A 19,388-nucleotide genomic window follows, 5' to 3' on the forward strand; every position below is an offset into this window, starting at 1 on the left:
CCCCGCCATTGGCCGCTTGAGCGAACGGAAAACCGACGGATCAAAAAGGGAGGTATACCCCTTGCTAGATGTCAATAAGTTTGAGTACATGAAAATTGGGCTCGCTTCCCCGGAGAAAATTCGTTCTTGGTCGTATGGCGAAGTCAAAAAGCCGGAGACAATCAACTATCGGACGTTAAAGCCGGAAAAAGACGGCTTGTTTTGCGAGCGCATTTTCGGTCCGACGAAAGACTGGGAATGCCATTGCGGCAAATATAAACGCGTTCGCTACAAAGGCGTCGTCTGCGACCGCTGCGGCGTCGAAGTGACGCGCTCGAAAGTCCGCCGCGAACGGATGGGCCATATCGAGCTGGCTGCCCCGGTTTCGCACATCTGGTATTTCAAAGGCATCCCGAGCCGGATGGGGTTGGTTCTTGACATGTCGCCGCGGGCGCTCGAAGAGGTCATTTATTTTGCATCCTATGTCGTCACCGACCCGGGTGATACGCCGCTTGAGAAAAAGCAGCTGTTGTCGGAAAAGGAATACCGCGCCTATCGCGAGAAGTACGGTCAATCGTTCCAAGCGTCGATGGGGGCGGAGGCGATCAAAAAGCTGCTCCAAGACATTGATTTGGATAAAGAGGTGGCCGCGCTGAAAGAAGAGCTGAAAACGGCGCAAGGGCAACGGCGCGCCCGCATCATTAAGCGGCTTGAAGTGCTTGAAGCGTTCCGCAGTTCAGGGAACGACCCGGCATGGATGGTGCTTGATGTACTGCCGGTCATTCCGCCGGAGTTGCGCCCGATGGTTCAGCTTGACGGCGGGCGGTTTGCAACATCGGATTTGAACGATTTGTACCGCCGCGTCATCAACCGTAACAACCGGCTGAAACGGCTGCTTGATCTCGGTGCGCCGAACATTATCGTCCAAAATGAGAAGCGGATGCTGCAAGAGGCGGTTGATGCTTTGATCGATAACGGCCGCCGCGGCCGTCCGGTGACCGGTCCGGGGAACCGTCCGTTAAAATCGCTTTCTCATATGCTGAAAGGGAAGCAAGGGCGCTTCCGGCAAAACTTGCTCGGCAAACGCGTTGATTATTCCGGCCGCTCCGTCATCGTCGTCGGCCCAAACTTAAAAATGTATCAATGCGGGCTGCCGAAAGAAATGGCGCTAGAGTTGTTCAAGCCGTTCGTCATGAAGGAGCTTGTGGAGCGGGGGTTGGCGCATAACATTAAAAGCGCGAAACGGAAAATCGAGCGCGTCCATCCGGAAGTGTGGGATGTGCTTGAAGATGTCATCAAAGAACATCCGGTGCTGTTAAACCGCGCTCCGACGCTGCACCGTCTCGGCATTCAGGCGTTTGAACCAACGCTTGTGGAAGGGCGGGCGATCCGTCTTCATCCGCTTGTTTGCACGGCGTACAACGCTGACTTTGACGGCGACCAAATGGCGGTGCACGTGCCGCTGTCGGCTGAGGCGCAAGCCGAAGCGCGCTTGTTGATGTTGGCGGCGCAAAACATTTTGAACCCGAAAGACGGGAAGCCGGTCGTGACACCATCACAAGACATGGTGTTGGGCAACTACTACTTGACGATGGAGCGCGAGGGAGCCATCGGCGAAGGCATGGTGTTCAAAGACACGGACGAGGCGCTGCTTGCTTACCATAACGGCTACGTCCATCTCCATTCGCGCATCGCCATTCATGCCGGTTCGCTGAAAAACGAAACGTTTACCGAAGAGCAAAACAACAAGCTGCTCTTAACGACCGTCGGAAAGCTCATTTTCAACGAAATTTTGCCGAATTCGTTCCCGTACATCAACGAGCCGACGACGGAAAACATTGAAGGGCGGACGCCGGACAAGTACTTCCTTGACAAAGGGGTCAACGTGCGCGAAGAAATTCGCAAGCGCGAACTCGTGCCGCCGTTTAAGAAAAAAGTGCTCGGGCAAATTATCGCTGAAGTGTTCAAACGGTTCAAAATCACCGAAACATCGAAGATGCTCGACCGCATGAAAGACCTTGGCTTCCAATATTCGACGAAGGCCGGCATCACGATCGGCGTGGCCGATATCGTCGTCCTGCCGGAAAAACAAGAAATTTTGGATGAAGCGCAAGCGAAAGTCGATACGGTTTTGAAGCAGTTCCGCCGCGGCTTAATTACGGACGAAGAGCGGTACGAGCGCGTCATCTCCATCTGGAGCGCGGCGAAAGACAAAATTCAAGACCGGTTGATGAAGTCGCTTGATAAACGCAACCCGATCTTTATGATGAGCGATTCCGGAGCGCGCGGGAACGCGTCGAACTTTACGCAGCTTGCGGGGATGCGTGGTTTGATGGCCAACCCGGCCGGCCGGATCATTGAGCTGCCGATCAAGTCGTCGTTCCGCGAAGGCTTGACGGTATTGGAATACTTTATCTCGACGCACGGCGCGCGAAAAGGATTGGCGGATACGGCGCTCAAAACGGCCGACTCAGGCTATCTCACGCGCCGCCTTGTCGACGTGGCCCAAGACGTCATCGTCCGCGAAGAAGATTGCGGCACCGACCGCGGCATTTTGGCGCGGGCGCTGACGGATGGCACGGAAGTTGTCGTCAAGCTTGAAGAGCGGCTTGTCGGCCGCTATGCGCACAAAACGGTGCGCCATCCGGAAACGGGCGAAGTGATCGTCCGCAAAGACGAGATGATCACCGAAGATATCGCCAATGAGATCATTAAAGCCGGCATTACGGAAGTATGGATTCGCTCCGTATTCGCCTGCAACACGCGCCATGGCGTCTGCAAAAAATGTTACGGCCGCAACATGGCGACCGGCATGGACGTCGAAGTTGGCGAAGCCGTCGGCATTATCGCCGCTCAGTCGATCGGCGAGCCGGGCACGCAGCTGACAATGCGGACGTTCCATACAGGCGGCGTCGCCGGCGACGATATCACTCAAGGTTTGCCACGGGTGCAAGAGCTGTTTGAAGCGCGCAACCCGAAAGGGCAAGCGGTCATTTCTGAAATCGACGGCACGGTTATTTCGATTAATGAAACGCGCGACAACCAATATGAAATCGTCGTGCAAAGCGAGGTCGAAACGCGTACGTATGTAGCGCCGTACAACGCGCGGCTGAAAGTCGAAGAAGGTCAGCGCGTCGAACGAGGCCAAGAGCTGACAGAAGGCTCGGTCGACCCGAAACAGTTGTTGCGCGTGCGCGATATTACATCCGTTCAAGAGTACTTGCTTCGTGAAGTGCAAAAAGTGTACCGGATGCAAGGGGTGGAGATCAGCGACAAGCATATCGAGGTCATGGTGCGGCAAATGCTGCGCAAAGTGCGCGTCATCGATGCCGGCGACACCGATGTGCTGCCGGGTACGCTTTTGGATGTCCACCAGTTTACGGATGTCAACGCCAAAGCTCTTCGCGAAGGGAAACGGCCGGCGACGGCCCGCCAGGTGTTGCTCGGCATCACGAAAGCGTCGCTTGAGACGGATTCATTCTTGTCTGCTGCTTCGTTCCAAGAAACGACGCGCGTCTTGACCGATGCAGCGATCAAAGGAAAACGTGATGAACTGCTTGGCTTAAAAGAAAACGTCATTATCGGCAAACTCGTCCCGGCTGGAACCGGTATGGCCCGCTACCGGAAAGTGAAGCCGGCCGTCAAAAAGGAAACGGCTGGCGACACGGTGTCGTCCAAATAACGCGAACCAAGTGGCCGGCTAAGGCGCTCCTTGGCCGGCCATCATCTAATTAAAAATCCAGTTGACAATCGGCAAAGAAAATGGTAGTCTAATAAAGGTGTTCCAACAACCTGGTACTTTGGAGGATATGTTACATGTCTTATGAAAAAGTATTACAGGCTGGAAAAATTGTCATTGGAACCAAACAAACGATAAGGGCTTTAAAGGAAGGGAAAGCAGCGGAAGTGATCGTGGCGGAGGATGCCGACTTGCCGATCATCGAAAAAGTGACCGCCGCCGCCAATGAGGCAAACGTGCCGGTCACAAAAGTCGATTCGATGAAAAAGCTTGGCAAGGCGTGCAAAATCCAAGTCGGCGCGGCCGCGGTGGCGATCCTTCGGTAACGTTTTGCCTTTCTCCCCTAAAACCTTTATTTGCATAAACGATGAACCACCTGGATATGTGGGCTTAAACGATACATGCGAAAGGAGGATCTTTTCATGCCTACAATCAACCAATTGGTCCGCAAAGGACGCGAGAAAAAAGTCGTGAAATCGAAATCTCCTGCGTTGAACAAAGGGTATAACAGCTTCAAAAAAGAGCAAACGAATGTGTCGTCTCCGCAAAAACGCGGCGTTTGCACGCGTGTCGGCACGATGACGCCGAAAAAACCGAACTCAGCGTTGCGGAAATACGCCCGTGTCCGCTTGACAAATGGGATTGAAGTTACGGCGTACATTCCGGGGATCGGCCATAACTTGCAAGAACACAGCGTTGTGCTCATCCGCGGCGGACGTGTCAAAGACTTGCCGGGGGTACGCTACCATATCATCCGTGGGGCGCTGGATGCTGCAGGCGTAGCGAACCGGATGCAAGGTCGTTCGAAATACGGCGCGAAAAAACCAAAAGCAGCGAAAAAATAATGAAATGAAGAGAATGTTTTCCTGAAAGGAGGAAACACTATGCCACGTAGAGGCCCTGTTGCTAAACGTGACGTACTGCCGGATCCAATTTACAACTCGAAGCTTGTTACCCGTTTGATCAATAAAATTATGATCGACGGCAAAAAATCAAAAGCGCAAAAAATTCTTTACACCGCGTTTGATATTATCCGTGAGCGCACGGGTAAAGATCCAATGGAAGTGTTTGAGCAAGCGTTAAAAAACGTTATGCCAGTGTTGGAAGTGCGTGCTCGCCGCGTTGGTGGGGCGAACTACCAAGTTCCGGTTGAGGTTCGTCCGGATCGCCGCGTTTCTCTCGGTTTGCGCTGGCTCGTGCAATATGCACGTCTTCGCAACGAAAAAACGATGGAAGAGCGCTTGGCAAATGAAATTATGGACGCTGCCAACAACACGGGTGCAGCGGTGAAAAAACGCGAAGATACACATAAAATGGCTGAAGCGAACCGCGCGTTTGCCCATTACCGCTGGTAAGGAGCGCCGCCTAAAGGAAATAGGTGAGGAGGCACTGCGTTTGCCTATTCACCTATCTTCCTATATATTGCGGCCTTTCCGGTCGCGCGTGGGACAACTTCAAAGACAAGGGGATTGCGCCATCGATGGCGGCGCCATCTACTTATATTTCATATTTGAAGGAAGGAGAAAATAACCGATATGGCAAGAGAGTTCTCCTTGGAAAAGACTCGCAACATAGGAATCATGGCGCACATTGACGCCGGGAAAACGACGACGACTGAACGGATTTTGTTCTATACCGGCCGCGTTCATAAAATCGGGGAAGTGCATGAAGGCGCGGCAACGATGGACTGGATGGAACAAGAACAAGAGCGCGGAATTACGATCACGTCCGCGGCGACAACGGCGCAATGGAAAGGCCATCGCATCAATATCATCGACACGCCGGGGCACGTCGACTTTACGGTCGAGGTTGAGCGTTCGTTGCGCGTATTGGACGGGGCCATCACGGTCTTGGACGCGCAATCGGGTGTTGAGCCGCAAACGGAAACCGTTTGGCGCCAAGCGACGACATATGGCGTCCCACGGATCGTGTTCGTCAACAAAATGGATAAAATCGGCGCCGATTTCTTGTATTCGGTGAAAACGCTCCATGACCGTCTGCAAGCAAACGCCCATCCGGTGCAGCTGCCGATCGGTGCCGAAGATCAATTCTCCGGCATTATTGACTTGGTCGAAATGTGCGCGTACCATTACCATGATGAGCTGGGTAAAAACATCGAGCGCATTGACATTCCCGAAGAATACCGCGATATGGCAGAAGAGTACCATAACAAGCTGATTGAGGCGGTCGCTGAGCTGGACGAAGAATTAATGATGAAGTATTTAGAAGGGGAAGAAATCTCGACGGAAGAGCTGAAGGCTGCAATCCGCAAAGCGACGATCAGCGTGGAGTTCTTCCCGGTCTTCTGCGGATCGGCGTTTAAAAACAAGGGTGTTCAGTTGCTTCTTGACGGCGTTGTCGACTACTTGCCGTCTCCGGTTGACATCCCGGCGATTCGCGGCGTCGTTCCGGATACCGAAGAAGAAGTGACACGTGAAGCAAGCGATGACGCTCCGTTTGCCGCTTTGGCATTTAAAATCATGACTGACCCGTATGTCGGGAAATTGACGTTTATTCGCGTCTACTCTGGAACGCTTGATTCCGGTTCATATGTGATGAACACGACGAAAGGGAAGCGCGAACGGATCGGCCGCTTGTTGCAAATGCACGCGAACCACCGTCAAGAAATTTCGAAAGTCTATGCCGGTGATATTGCCGCAGCGGTAGGTTTAAAAGATACGACGACCGGTGATACTCTATGTGATGAGAAGCATCCTGTCATTTTAGAGTCGATGCAATTCCCAGAACCGGTCATTTCGGTGGCAATCGAGCCGAAATCGAAAGCCGATCAAGACAAAATGAGCCAAGCGCTGCAAAAATTGCAAGAAGAAGACCCGACTTTCCGCGCTCACACCGACCCGGAAACGGGACAAACGATCATCTCCGGAATGGGCGAGTTGCACCTTGACATCATCGTCGACCGGATGCGCCGCGAGTTCAAAGTCGAAGCGAACGTCGGGGCGCCGCAAGTTGCCTACCGCGAAACGTTCCGCAAATCGGCGCAAGTCGAAGGCAAATTCATCCGTCAATCCGGCGGCCGCGGTCAATACGGCCACGTTTGGATCGAATTCTCGCCGAACGAGCGCGGCAAAGGCTTCGAATTCGAGAACGCCATCGTCGGTGGGGTTGTTCCGAAAGAGTATGTGCCGGCCGTCCAAGCTGGATTGGAAGAAGCGATGCAAAACGGCGTCTTAGCCGGCTATCCGGTTGTCGACATTAAAGCGAAGCTGTTCGACGGATCGTACCACGATGTCGACTCGAGCGAAATGGCATTCAAAATCGCTGCTTCCTTGGCATTGAAAAACGCCGCGACGAAGTGCGATCCGGTTCTTTTGGAACCGATCATGAAAGTCGAAGTCGTCATCCCTGAAGAGTACCTCGGTGACATCATGGGCGACATCACGTCCCGTCGCGGCCGCATCGAGGGGATGGAAGCGCGCGGCAACGCCCAAGTCGTCCGGGCGATGGTGCCGTTGGCTGAAATGTTCGGTTATGCGACATCGCTCCGTTCGAACACGCAAGGACGCGGAACGTTCTCGATGGTGTTTGACCACTATGAAGAAGTTCCGAAAAACATCGCCGATGAAATTATCAAAAAAAATAAAGGCGAATAATTGATTTCTCTTGCTAGTTTCGCTATAAATACTTATGTAAGTAAGACTTGGGAACATTTTGTTCCCAAGCATCCTATACTTACCCAACCATATAAATTCATATCTTACTTTTAAGGAGGATATCTCTCATGGCTAAAGCGAAATTTGAGCGCACGAAACCGCACGTCAACATTGGCACGATCGGCCACGTTGACCACGGGAAAACGACGTTGACAGCTGCGATCACGACGGTTTTGGCGAAACAAGGCAAAGCCGAAGCAAAAGCGTACGACCAAATCGACGCTGCTCCGGAAGAGCGTGAACGCGGGATTACGATTTCGACGGCGCACGTCGAGTATGAAACAGATGCTCGCCACTATGCGCACGTTGACTGCCCGGGCCACGCTGACTACGTCAAAAACATGATCACGGGCGCGGCGCAAATGGACGGCGCGATCCTTGTTGTATCGGCGGCTGACGGTCCGATGCCGCAAACGCGCGAACACATTCTTCTCTCCCGCCAAGTCGGTGTTCCGTACATCGTTGTATTCTTGAACAAATGCGACATGGTGGACGACGAAGAATTGCTTGAACTTGTTGAAATGGAAGTTCGCGATCTTCTCTCTGAATACGACTTCCCAGGCGATGAAGTGCCGGTCATCAAAGGTTCGGCATTAAAAGCGCTTGAAGGCGACCCGCAATGGGAAGAAAAAATCATTGAACTGATGAATGCGGTTGACGAATACATCCCGACGCCGCAACGTGAAGTGGACAAACCGTTCATGATGCCAATCGAGGACGTCTTCTCGATCACGGGCCGCGGTACGGTTGCAACAGGCCGTGTTGAACGCGGTACGTTGAAAGTTGGCGACCCGGTTGAAATCATCGGTTTGTCGGATGAGCCGAAAACGACGACCGTTACGGGTGTAGAAATGTTCCGCAAACTTCTCGATCAAGCGGAAGCCGGCGACAACATCGGTGCGCTTCTCCGCGGCGTATCTCGTGATGAAGTCGAGCGCGGCCAAGTATTGGCGAAACCTGGTTCGATCACGCCGCACACGAAATTCAAAGCGCAAGTATACGTCCTGACGAAAGAAGAAGGCGGACGCCATACTCCGTTCTTCTCGAACTACCGTCCGCAATTCTACTTCCGTACGACGGACGTAACGGGCATTATCACGCTTCCGGAAGGCGTCGAAATGGTTATGCCTGGCGACAACGTTGAAATGACGGTGGAACTGATCGCCCCGATCGCGATCGAAGAAGGTACGAAATTCTCGATCCGCGAAGGCGGCCGTACGGTCGGCGCTGGCTCTGTATCGGAAATCATCGAGTAATCACGGCAAAAAAGGGTGTCCAGCAATGGACATCCTTTTTTTGATGCCATCTTGACCGTCAGATTGGCGGCTGTGTTGAAAACGGGATGGCGGCTATGTATAATAGAAGAAGTGTGGGAAAAGCAAAGAAATCACTTGCAATCTTGCTTACATACCAGTATAATATCAAATGTTGGTCTTTGACTGCGATGAAGCGGAAGGTTGCTGACACACCCGGCCGCTTTGCCACGGCGGTGTGCAGGAAATTTCCGTGGAGAAGTCTATTTTCAAAATAGGCGAAGAAGGAGGGAAACCAAATGGCAAAAGAAAAAATTCGCATTCGTTTAAAAGCTTACGATCATCGAATTTTAGACCAATCGGCGGAGAAAATTGTGGAAACCGCAAAACGTTCCGGGGCAAAAGTGTCGGGGCCGATCCCGTTGCCGACGGAAAGAACGGTGTATACGATCTTGCGTGCCGTTCATAAGTACAAAGACTCCCGTGAACAATTCGAAATGCGGACGCATAAACGTTTGATCGACATCATCAACCCGACTCCGCAAACGGTTGATTCGTTAATGCGTCTCGATTTGCCGTCGGGCGTTGATATTGAAATTAAACTTTGATCGACTGGGAGGTGTGACACATGACGAAAGGAATCTTAGGAAGAAAGATCGGTATGACGCAAATATTTGCGGAAAATGGCGATTTGATTCCGGTAACCGTCATCCATGCGACGCCGAACGTCGTCCTGCAAAAGAAAACGATCGAAAACGACGGTTACGAAGCGATCCAATTAGGTTTTGAAGATATTAGCGAAAAACGCGCCAATAAACCGCAAATTGGCCATGCTGCCAAAGCTAACACGGCACCTAAGCGCTTCATTCGTGAAATCCGCGGCGCCAACATCGATGAATATGAAGTTGGCCAAGAAGTGAAAGTTGACATTTTCAGCGAAGGCGAAATTGTCGATGTCACGGGCATTTCGAAAGGGAAAGGTTTCCAAGGGGCGATCAAACGCCACGGTCAATCACGCGGACCAATGGCTCACGGTTCCCGTTATCATCGCCGTCCGGGTTCGATGGGGTCCATCGCGCCAAACCGCGTTTTCAAAACGAAAAACTTGCCGGGCCGCATGGGCGGTGAGCGCGTGACGATCCAAAACTTGAAAATCGTGAAAGTGGATCCGGAGCGCAACTTGCTGCTCATTAAAGGCAATGTGCCGGGTCCGAGAAAAGGCTTAGTCATCGTCAAAAGCGCCGTGAAAGCGGCGAAGAAGGCGAAATAACATCCGGCCAAGAAAGGAGGAACTACGTAATGCCAAAAGTAGCATTATACAACCAAAACGGTCAGACGGTCGGCGAAATCGAGTTGAACGACGCCGTTTTTGGGATTGAACCGAATAAGCATGTGTTGTTCGAAGCAGTGATTATGCAACGCGCCTCGATGCGTCAAGGAACGCATAAAACGAAAAACCGCGCTGAAGTGAGCGGCGGCGGCCGCAAGCCATGGCGCCAAAAAGGGACAGGACGCGCCCGTCAAGGTTCGATTCGCGCTCCGCAATGGCGCGGCGGCGGTACGGTCTTTGGTCCAGTTCCGCGCAGCTACAGCTACAAACTTCCGAAAAAAGTTCGCCGTTTAGCGATCAAATCGGCATTGTCTTCGAAAGTGCTCGAAAACGACATCGTTGTATTGGATCAATTGTCGCTTGAAGCACCGAAGACGAAGGAAATGGTCAAAATTTTAAACAATCTCTCAGTGGATCGGAAAGCACTCATTGTGACCGACGAGCTGAATGAGAATGTATATCTGTCGGCGCGCAACATTCCGGGCGTCAAAGTGGTGGCAGCCAACGGCATCAATGTGCTCGATGTGCTCAACCATGACAAACTCGTCATTACGAAGGCGGCCGTGGAGAAAGTAGAGGAGGTGCTTGCATAATGAAAGACCCTCGCGACATTATTAAGCGCCCCATCATCACGGAAAATACAATGAATTTGATCGGGCAAAAAAAATATACGTTTGAGGTCGACGTCAAAGCGAACAAGACGGAAGTGAAAGACGCCGTCGAGAAAATTTTTGGCGTTAAAGTAGCCAAAGTGAACATCATGAACTATAAAGGGAAATTTAAACGCGTCGGCCGCTACAGCGGCTATACGAACCGCCGCCGCAAAGCGATCGTCACGCTGACGCCGGACAGCAAAGAGATCGAACTGTTTGAAGTGTAACATAAACGATGAAGGAGGGACATTCCGATGGCGATCAAAAAGTACAAACCGACATCGAACGGCCGTCGCGGCATGACGGTGCTTGATTTCTCGGAAATTACGACGGATCAGCCGGAAAAATCGCTGCTTGCTCCGTTAAAGAAGAAGGCGGGCCGCAACAATCAAGGGAAAATTACGGTGCGCCATCAAGGCGGCGGCCATAAACGCCAATATCGGATTATCGACTTTAAACGCGACAAAGACGGAATTCCAGGACGCGTTGCTACGATTGAATACGATCCGAACCGTTCTGCCAATATCGCGCTCATCAACTATGCAGACGGTGAAAAACGCTACATTATCGCGCCGAAAAACTTGAAAGTCGGCATGGAAATCATGTCCGGTCCGGATGCGGACATTAAAATCGGCAATGCGCTTCCGCTTGAGAACATCCCAGTCGGTACGCTCGTCCACAACATTGAGCTGAAACCGGGCCGCGGCGGACAATTGGTGCGTGCAGCTGGTACGTCGGCGCAAGTGCTCGGGAAAGAAGGAAAATACGTCATCGTTCGTTTGGCTTCCGGCGAAGTGCGCATGATTTTAGGCAAATGCCGTGCAACGGTTGGTGAAGTCGGCAACGAGCAACACGAACTTGTCAACATCGGGAAAGCAGGACGCGCCCGCTGGTTGGGGATTCGCCCGACAGTTCGCGGTTCGGTTATGAACCCGGTTGACCATCCGCACGGCGGTGGTGAAGGGAAAGCGCCAATCGGACGCAAATCGCCGATGACACCATGGGGCAAACCGACGCTTGGATACAAAACACGCAAAAAGAAAAACAAATCGGATAAATTCATCATCCGTCGCCGCAAGAAATAATGAACGAGCGCAATTCAGAAGGGAGGTTCACTTATGGGTCGCAGCTTGAAAAAAGGTCCGTTTTGCGATGAGCATTTGATGAAAAAAATCGAAAAACTGAATGCAACAGGGCAAAAACAAGTGATCAAAACGTGGTCTCGCCGTTCGACGATCTTCCCGCAGTTTGTCGGGCATACGATCGCGGTGTACGATGGCCGCAAACATGTTCCGGTCTACATCACGGAAGACATGGTCGGGCACAAACTCGGCGAATTTGCGCCGACGCGCACGTTCCGCGGCCATGCTGGCGATGACAAGAAAACGAAACGGTAATGAGAGGAGGTTCTAGATATGCAAGCTAAAGCTGTTGCAAGAACCGTTCGCATCGCTCCTCGCAAAGCGCGCTTAGTCATTGACTTGATTCGCGGGAAAGAAGTGGGCGAAGCGTTCGCTATTTTGCGCCATACACCAAAAGCAGCTTCCCCGATCATTGAGAAAGTGTTGAAATCAGCAGTTGCCAACGCTGAACACAACTATGACATGGACGTCAACAACTTGGTCATTACTCAAGCGTATGTCGACGAAGGCCCGACGCTGAAACGGTTCCGTCCGCGCGCCATGGGACGGGCAAGCGCCATTAACAAACGCACAAGCCATATTACGATCGTCGTTTCAGAAAAGAAGGAGGGATAATCCGTGGGTCAAAAGGTCAACCCGATCGGTCTGCGCATCGGCATCATTCGTGACTGGGAATCGAGATGGTATGCGGAAAAAGACTATGCAGATCTGTTGCACGAAGACTTGAAAATCCGTGAATACATTAGCAAACGCCTGCAAGACGCGGCCGTCTCCCGCGTGGAGATTGAACGGGCAGCCAACCGCGTCAACGTAACGATCCATACCGCCAAACCGGGCATGGTCATCGGGAAAGGCGGTTCGGAAGTGGAAGCGCTCCGTAAAGCGCTCGCGCAATTGACCGGTAAACGCGTCCATATCAACATTGTAGAAATCAAAAAACCAGACTTGGATGCACGTCTTGTTGCTGAAAATATCGCTCGTCAGCTTGAAAACCGCGTATCGTTCCGCCGGGCGCAAAAACAAGCGATCCAACGTGCGATGCGCGCTGGGGCGAAAGGGATCAAAACGATGGTATCCGGCCGTTTGGGCGGGGCTGACATCGCTCGTTCGGAGCATTACAGCGAAGGGACGGTTCCACTCCATACGCTGCGCGCTGACATTGACTATGGAACGGCAGAAGCCGATACGACGTACGGAAAAATCGGCGTGAAAGTATGGATTTATCGTGGAGAAGTCCTTCCGACCAAGAAAAAAGCTGAGGAAGGAGGAAAATAATCATGTTAATGCCAAAACGCGTCAAATATCGCCGTGAACATCGCGGACGGATGAAAGGCCGGGCGAAAGGCGGCACGGAAGTTCATTTCGGTGAATTTGGGTTGCAAGCATTAGAATCAGCTTGGATTACGAACCGTCAAATCGAAGCAGCCCGTCGGGCGATGACCCGTTACATGAGACGGGGCGGGAAAGTATGGATCCGCATTTTCCCTTCCAAACCGTATACGGCAAAACCGCTTGAAGTGCGGATGGGTTCTGGTAAAGGGGCGCCGGAAGGCTGGGTCGCCGTTGTCAAACCAGGCAAAGTGATGTTTGAAGTGGGCGGTGTTTCTGAGGAAGTGGCACGTGAAGCATTGCGTCTCGCTTCTCACAAACTTCCGATCAAATGCAAATTTGTAAAACGTGAAGAAACTGGTGGTGAAGCGTAATGAAAGCGAAAGAAATCCGTGAGTTGACCACTGCCGAGATCGAACAAAAAATTAAAGCATTGAAGGAAGAATTGTTCAACCTTCGCTTCCAACTGGCCACAGGTCAATTGGAAAACACGGCGCGCATCCGCCAAGTGCGCAAAGACATCGCCCGCATGAAAACGATTATTCGCGAACGTGAGCTCGCTGCCAATAAATAATGTGTTTGAGAGGAGGTTTGTGGAATGAGCCAACGCAATCAACGCAAAGTGTATGTCGGGCGGGTTGTATCGGACAAAATGGACAAAACGATCACCGTGTTGGTCGAAACGTACAAAAAACATCCGCTGTACGGCAAACGCGTGAAATATTCGAAAAAATATAAAGCGCATGATGAACATAACATCGCTAAAGTCGGCGATATCGTGAAAATTATGGAAACTCGCCCGCTGTCGGCCACAAAACGCTTCCGCTTAGTGGAAGTCATCGAAAAATCGGTTGTTCTGTAATCGTTCTTCACTTAGTTCGGAGAGATAATTCCGAAAGGAGGTTTCGTCGATGATTCAACAAGAATCTCGCTTGAAAGTAGCTGATAACTCTGGTGCACGCGAAGTGCTTGTCATTAAAGTGCTCGGAGGCTCGGGTCGCCGCTATGCGAACATCGGCGACGTCGTTGTGGCGACGGTCAAAGATGCGACACCAGGTGGCGTTGTTAAAAAAGGTCAAGTCGTGAAAGCAGTTGTTGTTCGTACGAAACGCGGGGTGCGCCGTCCGGACGGTTCGTACATCCGCTTTGACGAAAACGCCTGCGTCATCATCCGTGATGACAAAAGCCCGCGCGGCACGCGGATTTTCGGACCGGTTGCCCGTGAATTGCGCGATAAAGACTTCATGAAAATCATTTCTTTAGCTCCGGAAGTTATTTAATGAAACGGAACAGCGTTTCAAGGAGGTGCGAATGCGATGCATGTAAAAAAAGGCGATAAAGTGCAAGTAATCTCCGGCAAAGACAAAGGCAAGCAAGGCGTCATTCTGGCGGCGTTTCCGAAGAAAAACCGCGTCATCGTCGAGGGCGTCAATATTGTGAAAAAGCATGCGAAACCGTCGCAAGCGAACCCGCAAGGCGGCATCATTGAGAAGGAAGCGCCGATCCACGTTTCGAAAGTCATGCCGCTCGACCCGAAAACGGGTGAACCGACGCGCATCGGCTACAAAATTGTCGATGGCAAAAAAGTGCGCTATGCGAAAAAATCCGGCGAGATTTTGGATAAATAACCGTGACGCAGGAAGGGAGGTACTTTTATGAACCGCCTGAAAGAGAAGTATGTAAACGAAGTCGTACCTGCTCTCATGAGCAAGTTCAACTATAAATCGATCATGCAAGTGCCAAAAATCGAAAAAATCGTCATCAACATGGGTGTCGGCGATGCGGTGCAAAACCCAAAAGCATTAGACAGCGCCGTTGAAGAGCTGACGCTGATCGCCGGTCAGCGTCCGGTGGTAACGCGTGCGAAAAAATCGATCGCCGGCTTCCGTCTTCGCCAAGGGATGCCGATCGGTGCGAAAGTGACGCTGCGCGGCGAACGGATGTATGAGTTTCTCGATAAGTTGATTTCGGTCTCGCTTCCGCGCGTGCGCGACTTCCGCGGCGTATCGAAAAAGTCGTTTGACGGCCGCGGCAACTATACGCTCGGCATTAAAGAACAGCTCATTTTCCCTGAGATTGACTACGATAAAGTGAACAAAGTGCGCGGCATGGACATCGTGATCGTCACAACGGCCAACACGGATGAAGAAGCTCGTGAACTGCTGGCGTTGCTCGGCATGCCATTCCAAAAATAATGATCCCATAACGCAAGGGAGGCGAAATCGTGGCTAAAAAATCGATGATCGCGAAACAAAAACGGACGCCGAAGTTTAAAGTGAGAGCGTACACCCGTTGCGAGCGCTGCGGCCGCCCGCACTCGGTCTATCGCAAATTCAAATTGTGCCGTATTTGTTTCCGTGAGCTCGCATACAAAGGTCAACTTCCAGGCATCAAAAAAGCCAGCTGGTAATCAACCCATTGATTGGGAAGGAGGTAAAACATAATGGTGATGACAGATCCAATTGCTGATATGCTGACTCGCATCCGCAATGCGAATATGGTGCGTCACGAAAAGCTCGAAGTCCCGGCTTCGAAAATCAAGCGGGAAATCGCGGAAATTTTAAAGCGCGAAGGGTTTATTCGTGATTATGAATATATCGAAGACAACAAACAAGGCATTCTCCGCATCTTCTTGAAATACGGTCCGAACAATGAACGTGTCATTACCGGGCTGAAACGCATCAGCAAACCGGGGTTGCGCGTTTACGTCAAAGCCCATGAAGTGCCGCGCGTCCTAAACGGCTTAGGGATCGCGATTCTTTCGACATCGCAGGGCATCTTAACAGACAAAGAAGCACGGCAAAAAGGCACGGGCGGCGAAGTAATCGCCTACGTTTGGTAATCTATCTGCTCAAGAATGGAGGTGTTTTTGACATGTCACGTGTCGGCAAAAAACCAATTGAAATTCCTGCCGGTGTCACCGTTACGGTCAACGGCAACACGGTTACGGTCAAAGGGCCGAAAGGGGAGCTGACCCGCACGTTCCATCCAGATATGACGATCACGGTTGAGGGCAATGTCATCACGGTTACGCGTCCAAGCGATGAAAAACATCATCGCGCGCTCCATGGCACGACGCGCAGCTTGCTCGCCAACATGGTCGAAGGCGTTTCGAAAGGTTATGAAAAAGCGCTCGAACTCGTTGGTGTCGGGTACCGGGCGTCGAAACAAGGGAAAAAGCTTGTATTGAGCGTCGGTTATTCTCATCCGGTAGAAATTGAGCCGGAAGAAGGCCTTGAAATTGAAGTGCCATCCCAAACGAAAATCATCGTCAAAGGGGCAGACAAACAGCGCGTCGGCGAACTGGCCGCCAACATTCGCGCGGTTCGTCCGCCAGAGCCGTATAAAGGCAAAGGCATCCGCTACGAAGGTGAACTTGTGCGCCTGAAAGAAGGCAAAACTGGTAAATAACGCGGCATAGCGAAGCGAAAGGAGTGACATTCGATGATCACGAAAGTGGACCGAAACGCGGTTCGGAAGAAAAGACACGCGCGCATCCGCAAAAAAATCTTCGGCACGGCTGAACGTCCGCGGTTGAGCGTGTTCCGTTCAAATAAACATATTTACGCGCAAATTATCGATGATACAAAATCGTCAACGATCGTCAGCGCCTCGACGTTGGACAAAGAGTTTGGCTTGGATTCGACGAACAACATTGAGGCAGCGAAAAAAGTCGGCGAACTTGTCGCCAAACGTGCATTGGAAAAAGGCATTAAAAAAGTCGTGTTCGACCGTGGCGGGTATTTATATCACGGACGGGTAAAAGCATTGGCAGACACCGCCCGCGAAGCCGGCTTGGAATTCTAATTACAAAGGAGGGACAACGATGCGTCGTATCGATCCAAACAAACTTGAATTGGAAGAGCGTGTAGTCGCGGTCAACCGTGTAGCAAAAGTCGTGAAAGGCGGACGTCGCCTGCGCTTTTCAGCTCTCGTCGTCGTCGGCGATAAAAACGGCCATGTCGGATTTGGCACCGGAAAAGCACAAGAGGTTCCAGAAGCGATCCGCAAAGCGATTGAAGATGCGAAGAAAAACTTAATTGAAGTGCCGATCGTCGGCACAACGATTCCGCATGAAGTCATCGGCCATTTCGGTGCCGGGGAAATCATTTTGAAACCCGCTTCCGAAGGTACCGGGGTCATCGCTGGGGGTCCGGCGCGTGCTGTATTAGAGCTGGCGGGCATCAGCGACATCTTGTCGAAATCGATCGGTTCAAACACGCCAATCAACATGGTGCGCGCAACGTTTGATGGGCTGAAACAATTAAAACGCGCCGAAGACGTAGCGAGATTGCGCGGCAAAACAGTCGAGGAACTGTTAGGATAAGGAGGGAACGATCATGGCAAAAAAACTGGCGATTACCCTCACGCGCAGCGTGATTGGCCGTCCGGAAGACCAACGCGTTACCGTCAGAACGCTCGGCCTGCGAAAAATGCATCAAACGGTCATCCACAATGACAATCCTGCGATCCGCGGGATGATCAACAAAGTGGCCCACCTTGTCAAAGTCAAAGAAATTGAAGAATAATGAATCATAAGGAGGTGCTTTGCCATGAAACTTCATGAATTGCAACCAGCGCCGGGATCCCGAAAGAAAGCTGTGCGCGTCGGCCGCGGGATCGGTTCGGGCAACGGCAAAACGTCCGGCCGCGGTCAAAAAGGTCAAAATGCCCGCTCGGGTGGAGGAGTTCGTCTTGGGTTTGAAGGCGGTCAAACCCCGCTGTTCCGCCGCTTGCCGAAACGAGGATTTACGAACATCAATCGGAAAGAGTATGCTGTTGTGAATCTGGAAAAACTGAATCGTTTTGAAGACGGAACGGAAGTGACGCCGGAATTGCTTCTTGAGACGGGCGTCATCAGCAAGTTGAAATCGGGCGTGAAAATTTTGGGCAAAGGCCAAATCGAGAAAAAGCTGACGGTCAAAGCGCATAAGTTCTCGGCATCGGCGAAAGAGGCCATTGAGGCGGCTGGCGGTAAAACTGAGGTGATTTAATGTTTCGGACAATCTCCAACTTTATGCGCGTCAGTGATATTCGAAACAAAATTATTTTCACTCTTCTTATGTTGATCGTGTTCCGCATTGGAACGTTCATCCCTGTTCCGGGCGTGAACGCGGATGTGTTAAAACTGCAAGATGAATTGAATGCATTCGGCGTCCTGAACATTTTCGGCGGCGGGGCGCTGCGAAACTTTTCGATTTTTGCCATGGGGGTTATGCCCTATATCACGGCATCGATTATCGTCCAGCTGCTGCAAATGGACGTTGTTCCAAAATTTACGGAGTGGTCGAAGCAAGGCGAGGTTGGCCGGCGTAAATTAGCTCAGTTTACCCGCTATTTCACGGTCGTGCTCGGGTTTATCCAAGCCATCGGCATGTCGTACGGCTTTAACAACTTGGCTGGCGGGATGCTCATTCGAAATCCGGGCATCGGCACGTATTTGCTGATCGCGGTTGTCTTGACCGCCGGCACCGCATTTTTAATGTGGCTCGGCGAACAGATCACCGCGAAAGGCGTGGGCAATGGCATTTCGATCATTATTTTCGCCGGGATTGTCTCAGGCATTCCGACGGTCTTGAACCAAATTTACGCTCAACAGTTTGAAAATGTCGGGGAAGATGTGTTTTTGCGCATCGTCCGGCTCCTGCTTGTGGCGTTGGCGGTCGTTGCCGTCATCGTTGGTGTCATTTACATCCAGCAGGCGTTCCGGAAAATTCCGATTCAATACGCGAAGCGGCTTGAGGGCCGAAGCCCGGTGGGCGGCCACTCGACTCATTTGCCGCTCAAAGTGAACCCAGCGGGAGTTATTCCGGTCATTTTCGCTGTATCGTTTTTGATTGCACCACCGACCATTGCATCGTTTTTTGGCACGAATGATGTAACATTGTGGATTCGCCGAACGTTTGATTATACGCACCCGGTTGGGATGATCATTTACGTCGTGCTCATCATCGCGTTTACGTACTTTTATGCGTTTGTTCAAGTCAATCCGGAGCAGATGGCGGACAACTTGAAAAAACAAGGCGGCTACATCCCAGGTATTCGCCCTGGGAAAAACACACAAGAGTACGTGACGAGAATTTTATACCGGCTGACGCTGGTCGGATCAATCTTTTTGGCGGTTGTCGCTGTGCTGCCGGTGTTCTTTGTGAACTTTGCCAACTTGCCGTCTTCCGCACGAATCGGCGGTACGAGCTTGCTTATTGTCGTCGGCGTGGCGCTTGAGACGATGAAACAGCTTGAGAGCCAGCTGGTGAAACGCCATTACCGTGGATTCATCAAATAAAGA

General features: G+C 51.7%; 28 protein-coding genes. All 28 read left to right on the forward strand.

Annotated elements, in window-relative coordinates; translation table 11 throughout:
* Positions 1 to 61: 61 nt before the first annotated feature.
* The 28 genes from rpoC to secY all read left to right on the forward strand — a co-directional run bounded on the left by rpoC (position 62) and on the right by secY (position 19,385).
* On the forward strand, positions 62 to 3,661 hold the full coding sequence (rpoC, locus tag GYMC52_RS00655) for a DNA-directed RNA polymerase subunit beta' (protein ID WP_012820486.1): 3,600 nt from the start codon (positions 62 to 64) through the stop codon (positions 3,659 to 3,661).
* A 134-nt stretch (positions 3,662 to 3,795) separates the two neighbouring features.
* Complete coding sequence (locus GYMC52_RS00660) at positions 3,796 to 4,044, forward strand: 50S ribosomal protein L7ae-like protein (RefSeq protein ID WP_011229615.1); 249 nt, start codon at positions 3,796 to 3,798, stop codon at positions 4,042 to 4,044.
* Positions 4,045 to 4,140: 96 nt separating this feature from the next.
* A complete protein-coding gene (gene rpsL, locus GYMC52_RS00665; protein ID WP_011229616.1) occupies positions 4,141 to 4,563 on the forward strand; it encodes a 30S ribosomal protein S12 in 423 nt (140 codons plus the stop codon).
* Between the two features lie 39 nt (positions 4,564 to 4,602).
* Complete coding sequence (rpsG, locus tag GYMC52_RS00670; protein ID WP_011229617.1) at positions 4,603 to 5,073, forward strand: 30S ribosomal protein S7; 471 nt, start codon at positions 4,603 to 4,605, stop codon at positions 5,071 to 5,073.
* 180 nt (positions 5,074 to 5,253) lie between these two features.
* A complete protein-coding gene (gene fusA, locus GYMC52_RS00675; RefSeq protein ID WP_013522754.1) occupies positions 5,254 to 7,332 on the forward strand; it encodes an elongation factor G in 2,079 nt (692 codons plus the stop codon).
* A gap of 128 nt (positions 7,333 to 7,460) precedes the next feature.
* Positions 7,461 to 8,648, forward strand: coding sequence for an elongation factor Tu (gene tuf / locus GYMC52_RS00680; protein WP_011229619.1), 1,188 nt, complete (start codon positions 7,461 to 7,463; stop codon positions 8,646 to 8,648).
* 296 nt (positions 8,649 to 8,944) lie between these two features.
* Entirely contained in the window at positions 8,945 to 9,253 is a 309-nt protein-coding gene (gene rpsJ / locus GYMC52_RS00685; RefSeq protein WP_008881945.1) for a 30S ribosomal protein S10, read from the forward strand.
* Between the two features lie 20 nt (positions 9,254 to 9,273).
* Entirely contained in the window at positions 9,274 to 9,915 is a 642-nt protein-coding gene (rplC, locus tag GYMC52_RS00690) for a 50S ribosomal protein L3 (protein ID WP_011229620.1), read from the forward strand.
* 29 nt (positions 9,916 to 9,944) lie between these two features.
* Positions 9,945 to 10,568, forward strand: a complete 624-nt coding sequence (gene rplD, locus GYMC52_RS00695; protein ID WP_011229621.1) for a 50S ribosomal protein L4 — start codon at positions 9,945 to 9,947, stop codon at positions 10,566 to 10,568.
* Complete coding sequence (gene rplW, locus GYMC52_RS00700; RefSeq protein WP_011229622.1) at positions 10,568 to 10,855, forward strand: 50S ribosomal protein L23; 288 nt, start codon at positions 10,568 to 10,570, stop codon at positions 10,853 to 10,855. Before rplD ends, rplW begins: the two co-directional genes overlap by 1 nt.
* Before the next feature lie 27 nt (positions 10,856 to 10,882).
* Positions 10,883 to 11,713: a 50S ribosomal protein L2 gene (gene rplB / locus GYMC52_RS00705; protein WP_011229623.1), complete on the forward strand. Its 831-nt coding sequence runs from the start codon at positions 10,883 to 10,885 to the stop codon at positions 11,711 to 11,713.
* A 33-nt stretch (positions 11,714 to 11,746) separates the two neighbouring features.
* A complete protein-coding gene (gene rpsS, locus GYMC52_RS00710) occupies positions 11,747 to 12,025 on the forward strand; it encodes a 30S ribosomal protein S19 (RefSeq protein WP_011229624.1) in 279 nt (92 codons plus the stop codon).
* Between the two features lie 18 nt (positions 12,026 to 12,043).
* The gene (rplV, locus tag GYMC52_RS00715; protein WP_011229625.1) at positions 12,044 to 12,385 is read left to right on the forward strand and encodes a 50S ribosomal protein L22; all 342 of its coding nucleotides are present in this window, start codon (positions 12,044 to 12,046) and stop codon (positions 12,383 to 12,385) included.
* A gap of 3 nt (positions 12,386 to 12,388) precedes the next feature.
* A complete protein-coding gene (gene rpsC, locus GYMC52_RS00720) occupies positions 12,389 to 13,045 on the forward strand; it encodes a 30S ribosomal protein S3 (RefSeq protein ID WP_011229626.1) in 657 nt (218 codons plus the stop codon).
* 2 nt (positions 13,046 to 13,047) lie between these two features.
* Positions 13,048 to 13,473, forward strand: coding sequence for a 50S ribosomal protein L16 (rplP, locus tag GYMC52_RS00725; RefSeq protein WP_011229627.1), 426 nt, complete (start codon positions 13,048 to 13,050; stop codon positions 13,471 to 13,473).
* Complete coding sequence (gene rpmC / locus GYMC52_RS00730) at positions 13,473 to 13,673, forward strand: 50S ribosomal protein L29 (protein ID WP_011229628.1); 201 nt, start codon at positions 13,473 to 13,475, stop codon at positions 13,671 to 13,673. Before rplP ends, rpmC begins: the two co-directional genes overlap by 1 nt.
* Positions 13,674 to 13,697: 24 nt before the next feature.
* Positions 13,698 to 13,961, forward strand: coding sequence for a 30S ribosomal protein S17 (gene rpsQ / locus GYMC52_RS00735; protein WP_012820488.1), 264 nt, complete (start codon positions 13,698 to 13,700; stop codon positions 13,959 to 13,961).
* A gap of 49 nt (positions 13,962 to 14,010) precedes the next feature.
* Complete coding sequence (rplN, locus tag GYMC52_RS00740; RefSeq protein ID WP_011229630.1) at positions 14,011 to 14,379, forward strand: 50S ribosomal protein L14; 369 nt, start codon at positions 14,011 to 14,013, stop codon at positions 14,377 to 14,379.
* A 36-nt stretch (positions 14,380 to 14,415) separates the two neighbouring features.
* A complete protein-coding gene (gene rplX / locus GYMC52_RS00745) occupies positions 14,416 to 14,727 on the forward strand; it encodes a 50S ribosomal protein L24 (RefSeq protein WP_011229631.1) in 312 nt (103 codons plus the stop codon).
* A gap of 27 nt (positions 14,728 to 14,754) precedes the next feature.
* The gene (gene rplE, locus GYMC52_RS00750; protein WP_012820489.1) at positions 14,755 to 15,294 is read left to right on the forward strand and encodes a 50S ribosomal protein L5; all 540 of its coding nucleotides are present in this window, start codon (positions 14,755 to 14,757) and stop codon (positions 15,292 to 15,294) included.
* A 29-nt stretch (positions 15,295 to 15,323) separates the two neighbouring features.
* Positions 15,324 to 15,509: a type Z 30S ribosomal protein S14 gene (locus GYMC52_RS00755; protein WP_003247599.1), complete on the forward strand. Its 186-nt coding sequence runs from the start codon at positions 15,324 to 15,326 to the stop codon at positions 15,507 to 15,509.
* A gap of 33 nt (positions 15,510 to 15,542) precedes the next feature.
* Positions 15,543 to 15,941: a 30S ribosomal protein S8 gene (gene rpsH / locus GYMC52_RS00760; protein WP_012820490.1), complete on the forward strand. Its 399-nt coding sequence runs from the start codon at positions 15,543 to 15,545 to the stop codon at positions 15,939 to 15,941.
* 32 nt (positions 15,942 to 15,973) lie between these two features.
* Positions 15,974 to 16,510: a 50S ribosomal protein L6 gene (gene rplF, locus GYMC52_RS00765; RefSeq protein WP_011229634.1), complete on the forward strand. Its 537-nt coding sequence runs from the start codon at positions 15,974 to 15,976 to the stop codon at positions 16,508 to 16,510.
* A gap of 33 nt (positions 16,511 to 16,543) precedes the next feature.
* Entirely contained in the window at positions 16,544 to 16,906 is a 363-nt protein-coding gene (rplR, locus tag GYMC52_RS00770) for a 50S ribosomal protein L18 (protein ID WP_013522755.1), read from the forward strand.
* A gap of 19 nt (positions 16,907 to 16,925) precedes the next feature.
* Positions 16,926 to 17,426: a 30S ribosomal protein S5 gene (gene rpsE / locus GYMC52_RS00775; RefSeq protein ID WP_011229636.1), complete on the forward strand. Its 501-nt coding sequence runs from the start codon at positions 16,926 to 16,928 to the stop codon at positions 17,424 to 17,426.
* A 13-nt stretch (positions 17,427 to 17,439) separates the two neighbouring features.
* Positions 17,440 to 17,628: a 50S ribosomal protein L30 gene (gene rpmD, locus GYMC52_RS00780; RefSeq protein WP_011229637.1), complete on the forward strand. Its 189-nt coding sequence runs from the start codon at positions 17,440 to 17,442 to the stop codon at positions 17,626 to 17,628.
* 24 nt (positions 17,629 to 17,652) lie between these two features.
* The gene (gene rplO / locus GYMC52_RS00785; RefSeq protein ID WP_011229638.1) at positions 17,653 to 18,093 is read left to right on the forward strand and encodes a 50S ribosomal protein L15; all 441 of its coding nucleotides are present in this window, start codon (positions 17,653 to 17,655) and stop codon (positions 18,091 to 18,093) included.
* A complete protein-coding gene (gene secY / locus GYMC52_RS00790) occupies positions 18,093 to 19,385 on the forward strand; it encodes a preprotein translocase subunit SecY (protein ID WP_012820491.1) in 1,293 nt (430 codons plus the stop codon). Before rplO ends, secY begins: the two co-directional genes overlap by 1 nt.
* Positions 19,386 to 19,388 lie beyond the last annotated feature (3 nt).

The organism is Geobacillus sp. Y412MC52, from assembly GCF_000174795.2.
Lineage (GTDB): Bacteria > Bacillota > Bacilli > Bacillales > Anoxybacillaceae > Geobacillus > Geobacillus thermoleovorans.

What these genes read in the sequence shown, in the direction of transcription:
- GYMC52_RS00660 (WP_011229615.1), top strand. Translation starts at nt 3,796, where the DNA reads ATGTCTTATGAAAAAGTATTACAGGCTGGAAAAATTGTCATTGGAACC.
- rpsL (WP_011229616.1), top strand. Translation starts at nt 4,141, where the DNA reads ATGCCTACAATCAACCAATTGGTCCGCAAAGGACGCGAGAAAAAAGTC.
- rpsG (WP_011229617.1), top strand. Translation starts at nt 4,603, where the DNA reads ATGCCACGTAGAGGCCCTGTTGCTAAACGTGACGTACTGCCGGATCCA.
- fusA (WP_013522754.1), top strand. Translation starts at nt 5,254, where the DNA reads ATGGCAAGAGAGTTCTCCTTGGAAAAGACTCGCAACATAGGAATCATG.
- tuf (WP_011229619.1), top strand. Translation starts at nt 7,461, where the DNA reads ATGGCTAAAGCGAAATTTGAGCGCACGAAACCGCACGTCAACATTGGC.
- rpsJ (WP_008881945.1), top strand. Translation starts at nt 8,945, where the DNA reads ATGGCAAAAGAAAAAATTCGCATTCGTTTAAAAGCTTACGATCATCGA.
- rplC (WP_011229620.1), top strand. Translation starts at nt 9,274, where the DNA reads ATGACGAAAGGAATCTTAGGAAGAAAGATCGGTATGACGCAAATATTT.
- rplD (WP_011229621.1), top strand. Translation starts at nt 9,945, where the DNA reads ATGCCAAAAGTAGCATTATACAACCAAAACGGTCAGACGGTCGGCGAA.
- rplW (WP_011229622.1), top strand. Translation starts at nt 10,568, where the DNA reads ATGAAAGACCCTCGCGACATTATTAAGCGCCCCATCATCACGGAAAAT.
- rplB (WP_011229623.1), top strand. Translation starts at nt 10,883, where the DNA reads ATGGCGATCAAAAAGTACAAACCGACATCGAACGGCCGTCGCGGCATG.
- rpsS (WP_011229624.1), top strand. Translation starts at nt 11,747, where the DNA reads ATGGGTCGCAGCTTGAAAAAAGGTCCGTTTTGCGATGAGCATTTGATG.
- rplV (WP_011229625.1), top strand. Translation starts at nt 12,044, where the DNA reads ATGCAAGCTAAAGCTGTTGCAAGAACCGTTCGCATCGCTCCTCGCAAA.
- rplP (WP_011229627.1), top strand. Translation starts at nt 13,048, where the DNA reads ATGTTAATGCCAAAACGCGTCAAATATCGCCGTGAACATCGCGGACGG.
- rpmC (WP_011229628.1), top strand. Translation starts at nt 13,473, where the DNA reads ATGAAAGCGAAAGAAATCCGTGAGTTGACCACTGCCGAGATCGAACAA.
- rpsQ (WP_012820488.1), top strand. Translation starts at nt 13,698, where the DNA reads ATGAGCCAACGCAATCAACGCAAAGTGTATGTCGGGCGGGTTGTATCG.
- rplN (WP_011229630.1), top strand. Translation starts at nt 14,011, where the DNA reads ATGATTCAACAAGAATCTCGCTTGAAAGTAGCTGATAACTCTGGTGCA.
- rplX (WP_011229631.1), top strand. Translation starts at nt 14,416, where the DNA reads ATGCATGTAAAAAAAGGCGATAAAGTGCAAGTAATCTCCGGCAAAGAC.
- rplE (WP_012820489.1), top strand. Translation starts at nt 14,755, where the DNA reads ATGAACCGCCTGAAAGAGAAGTATGTAAACGAAGTCGTACCTGCTCTC.
- rpsH (WP_012820490.1), top strand. Translation starts at nt 15,543, where the DNA reads ATGGTGATGACAGATCCAATTGCTGATATGCTGACTCGCATCCGCAAT.
- rplF (WP_011229634.1), top strand. Translation starts at nt 15,974, where the DNA reads ATGTCACGTGTCGGCAAAAAACCAATTGAAATTCCTGCCGGTGTCACC.
- rplR (WP_013522755.1), top strand. Translation starts at nt 16,544, where the DNA reads ATGATCACGAAAGTGGACCGAAACGCGGTTCGGAAGAAAAGACACGCG.
- rpsE (WP_011229636.1), top strand. Translation starts at nt 16,926, where the DNA reads ATGCGTCGTATCGATCCAAACAAACTTGAATTGGAAGAGCGTGTAGTC.
- rpmD (WP_011229637.1), top strand. Translation starts at nt 17,440, where the DNA reads ATGGCAAAAAAACTGGCGATTACCCTCACGCGCAGCGTGATTGGCCGT.
- rplO (WP_011229638.1), top strand. Translation starts at nt 17,653, where the DNA reads ATGAAACTTCATGAATTGCAACCAGCGCCGGGATCCCGAAAGAAAGCT.
- secY (WP_012820491.1), top strand. Translation starts at nt 18,093, where the DNA reads ATGTTTCGGACAATCTCCAACTTTATGCGCGTCAGTGATATTCGAAAC.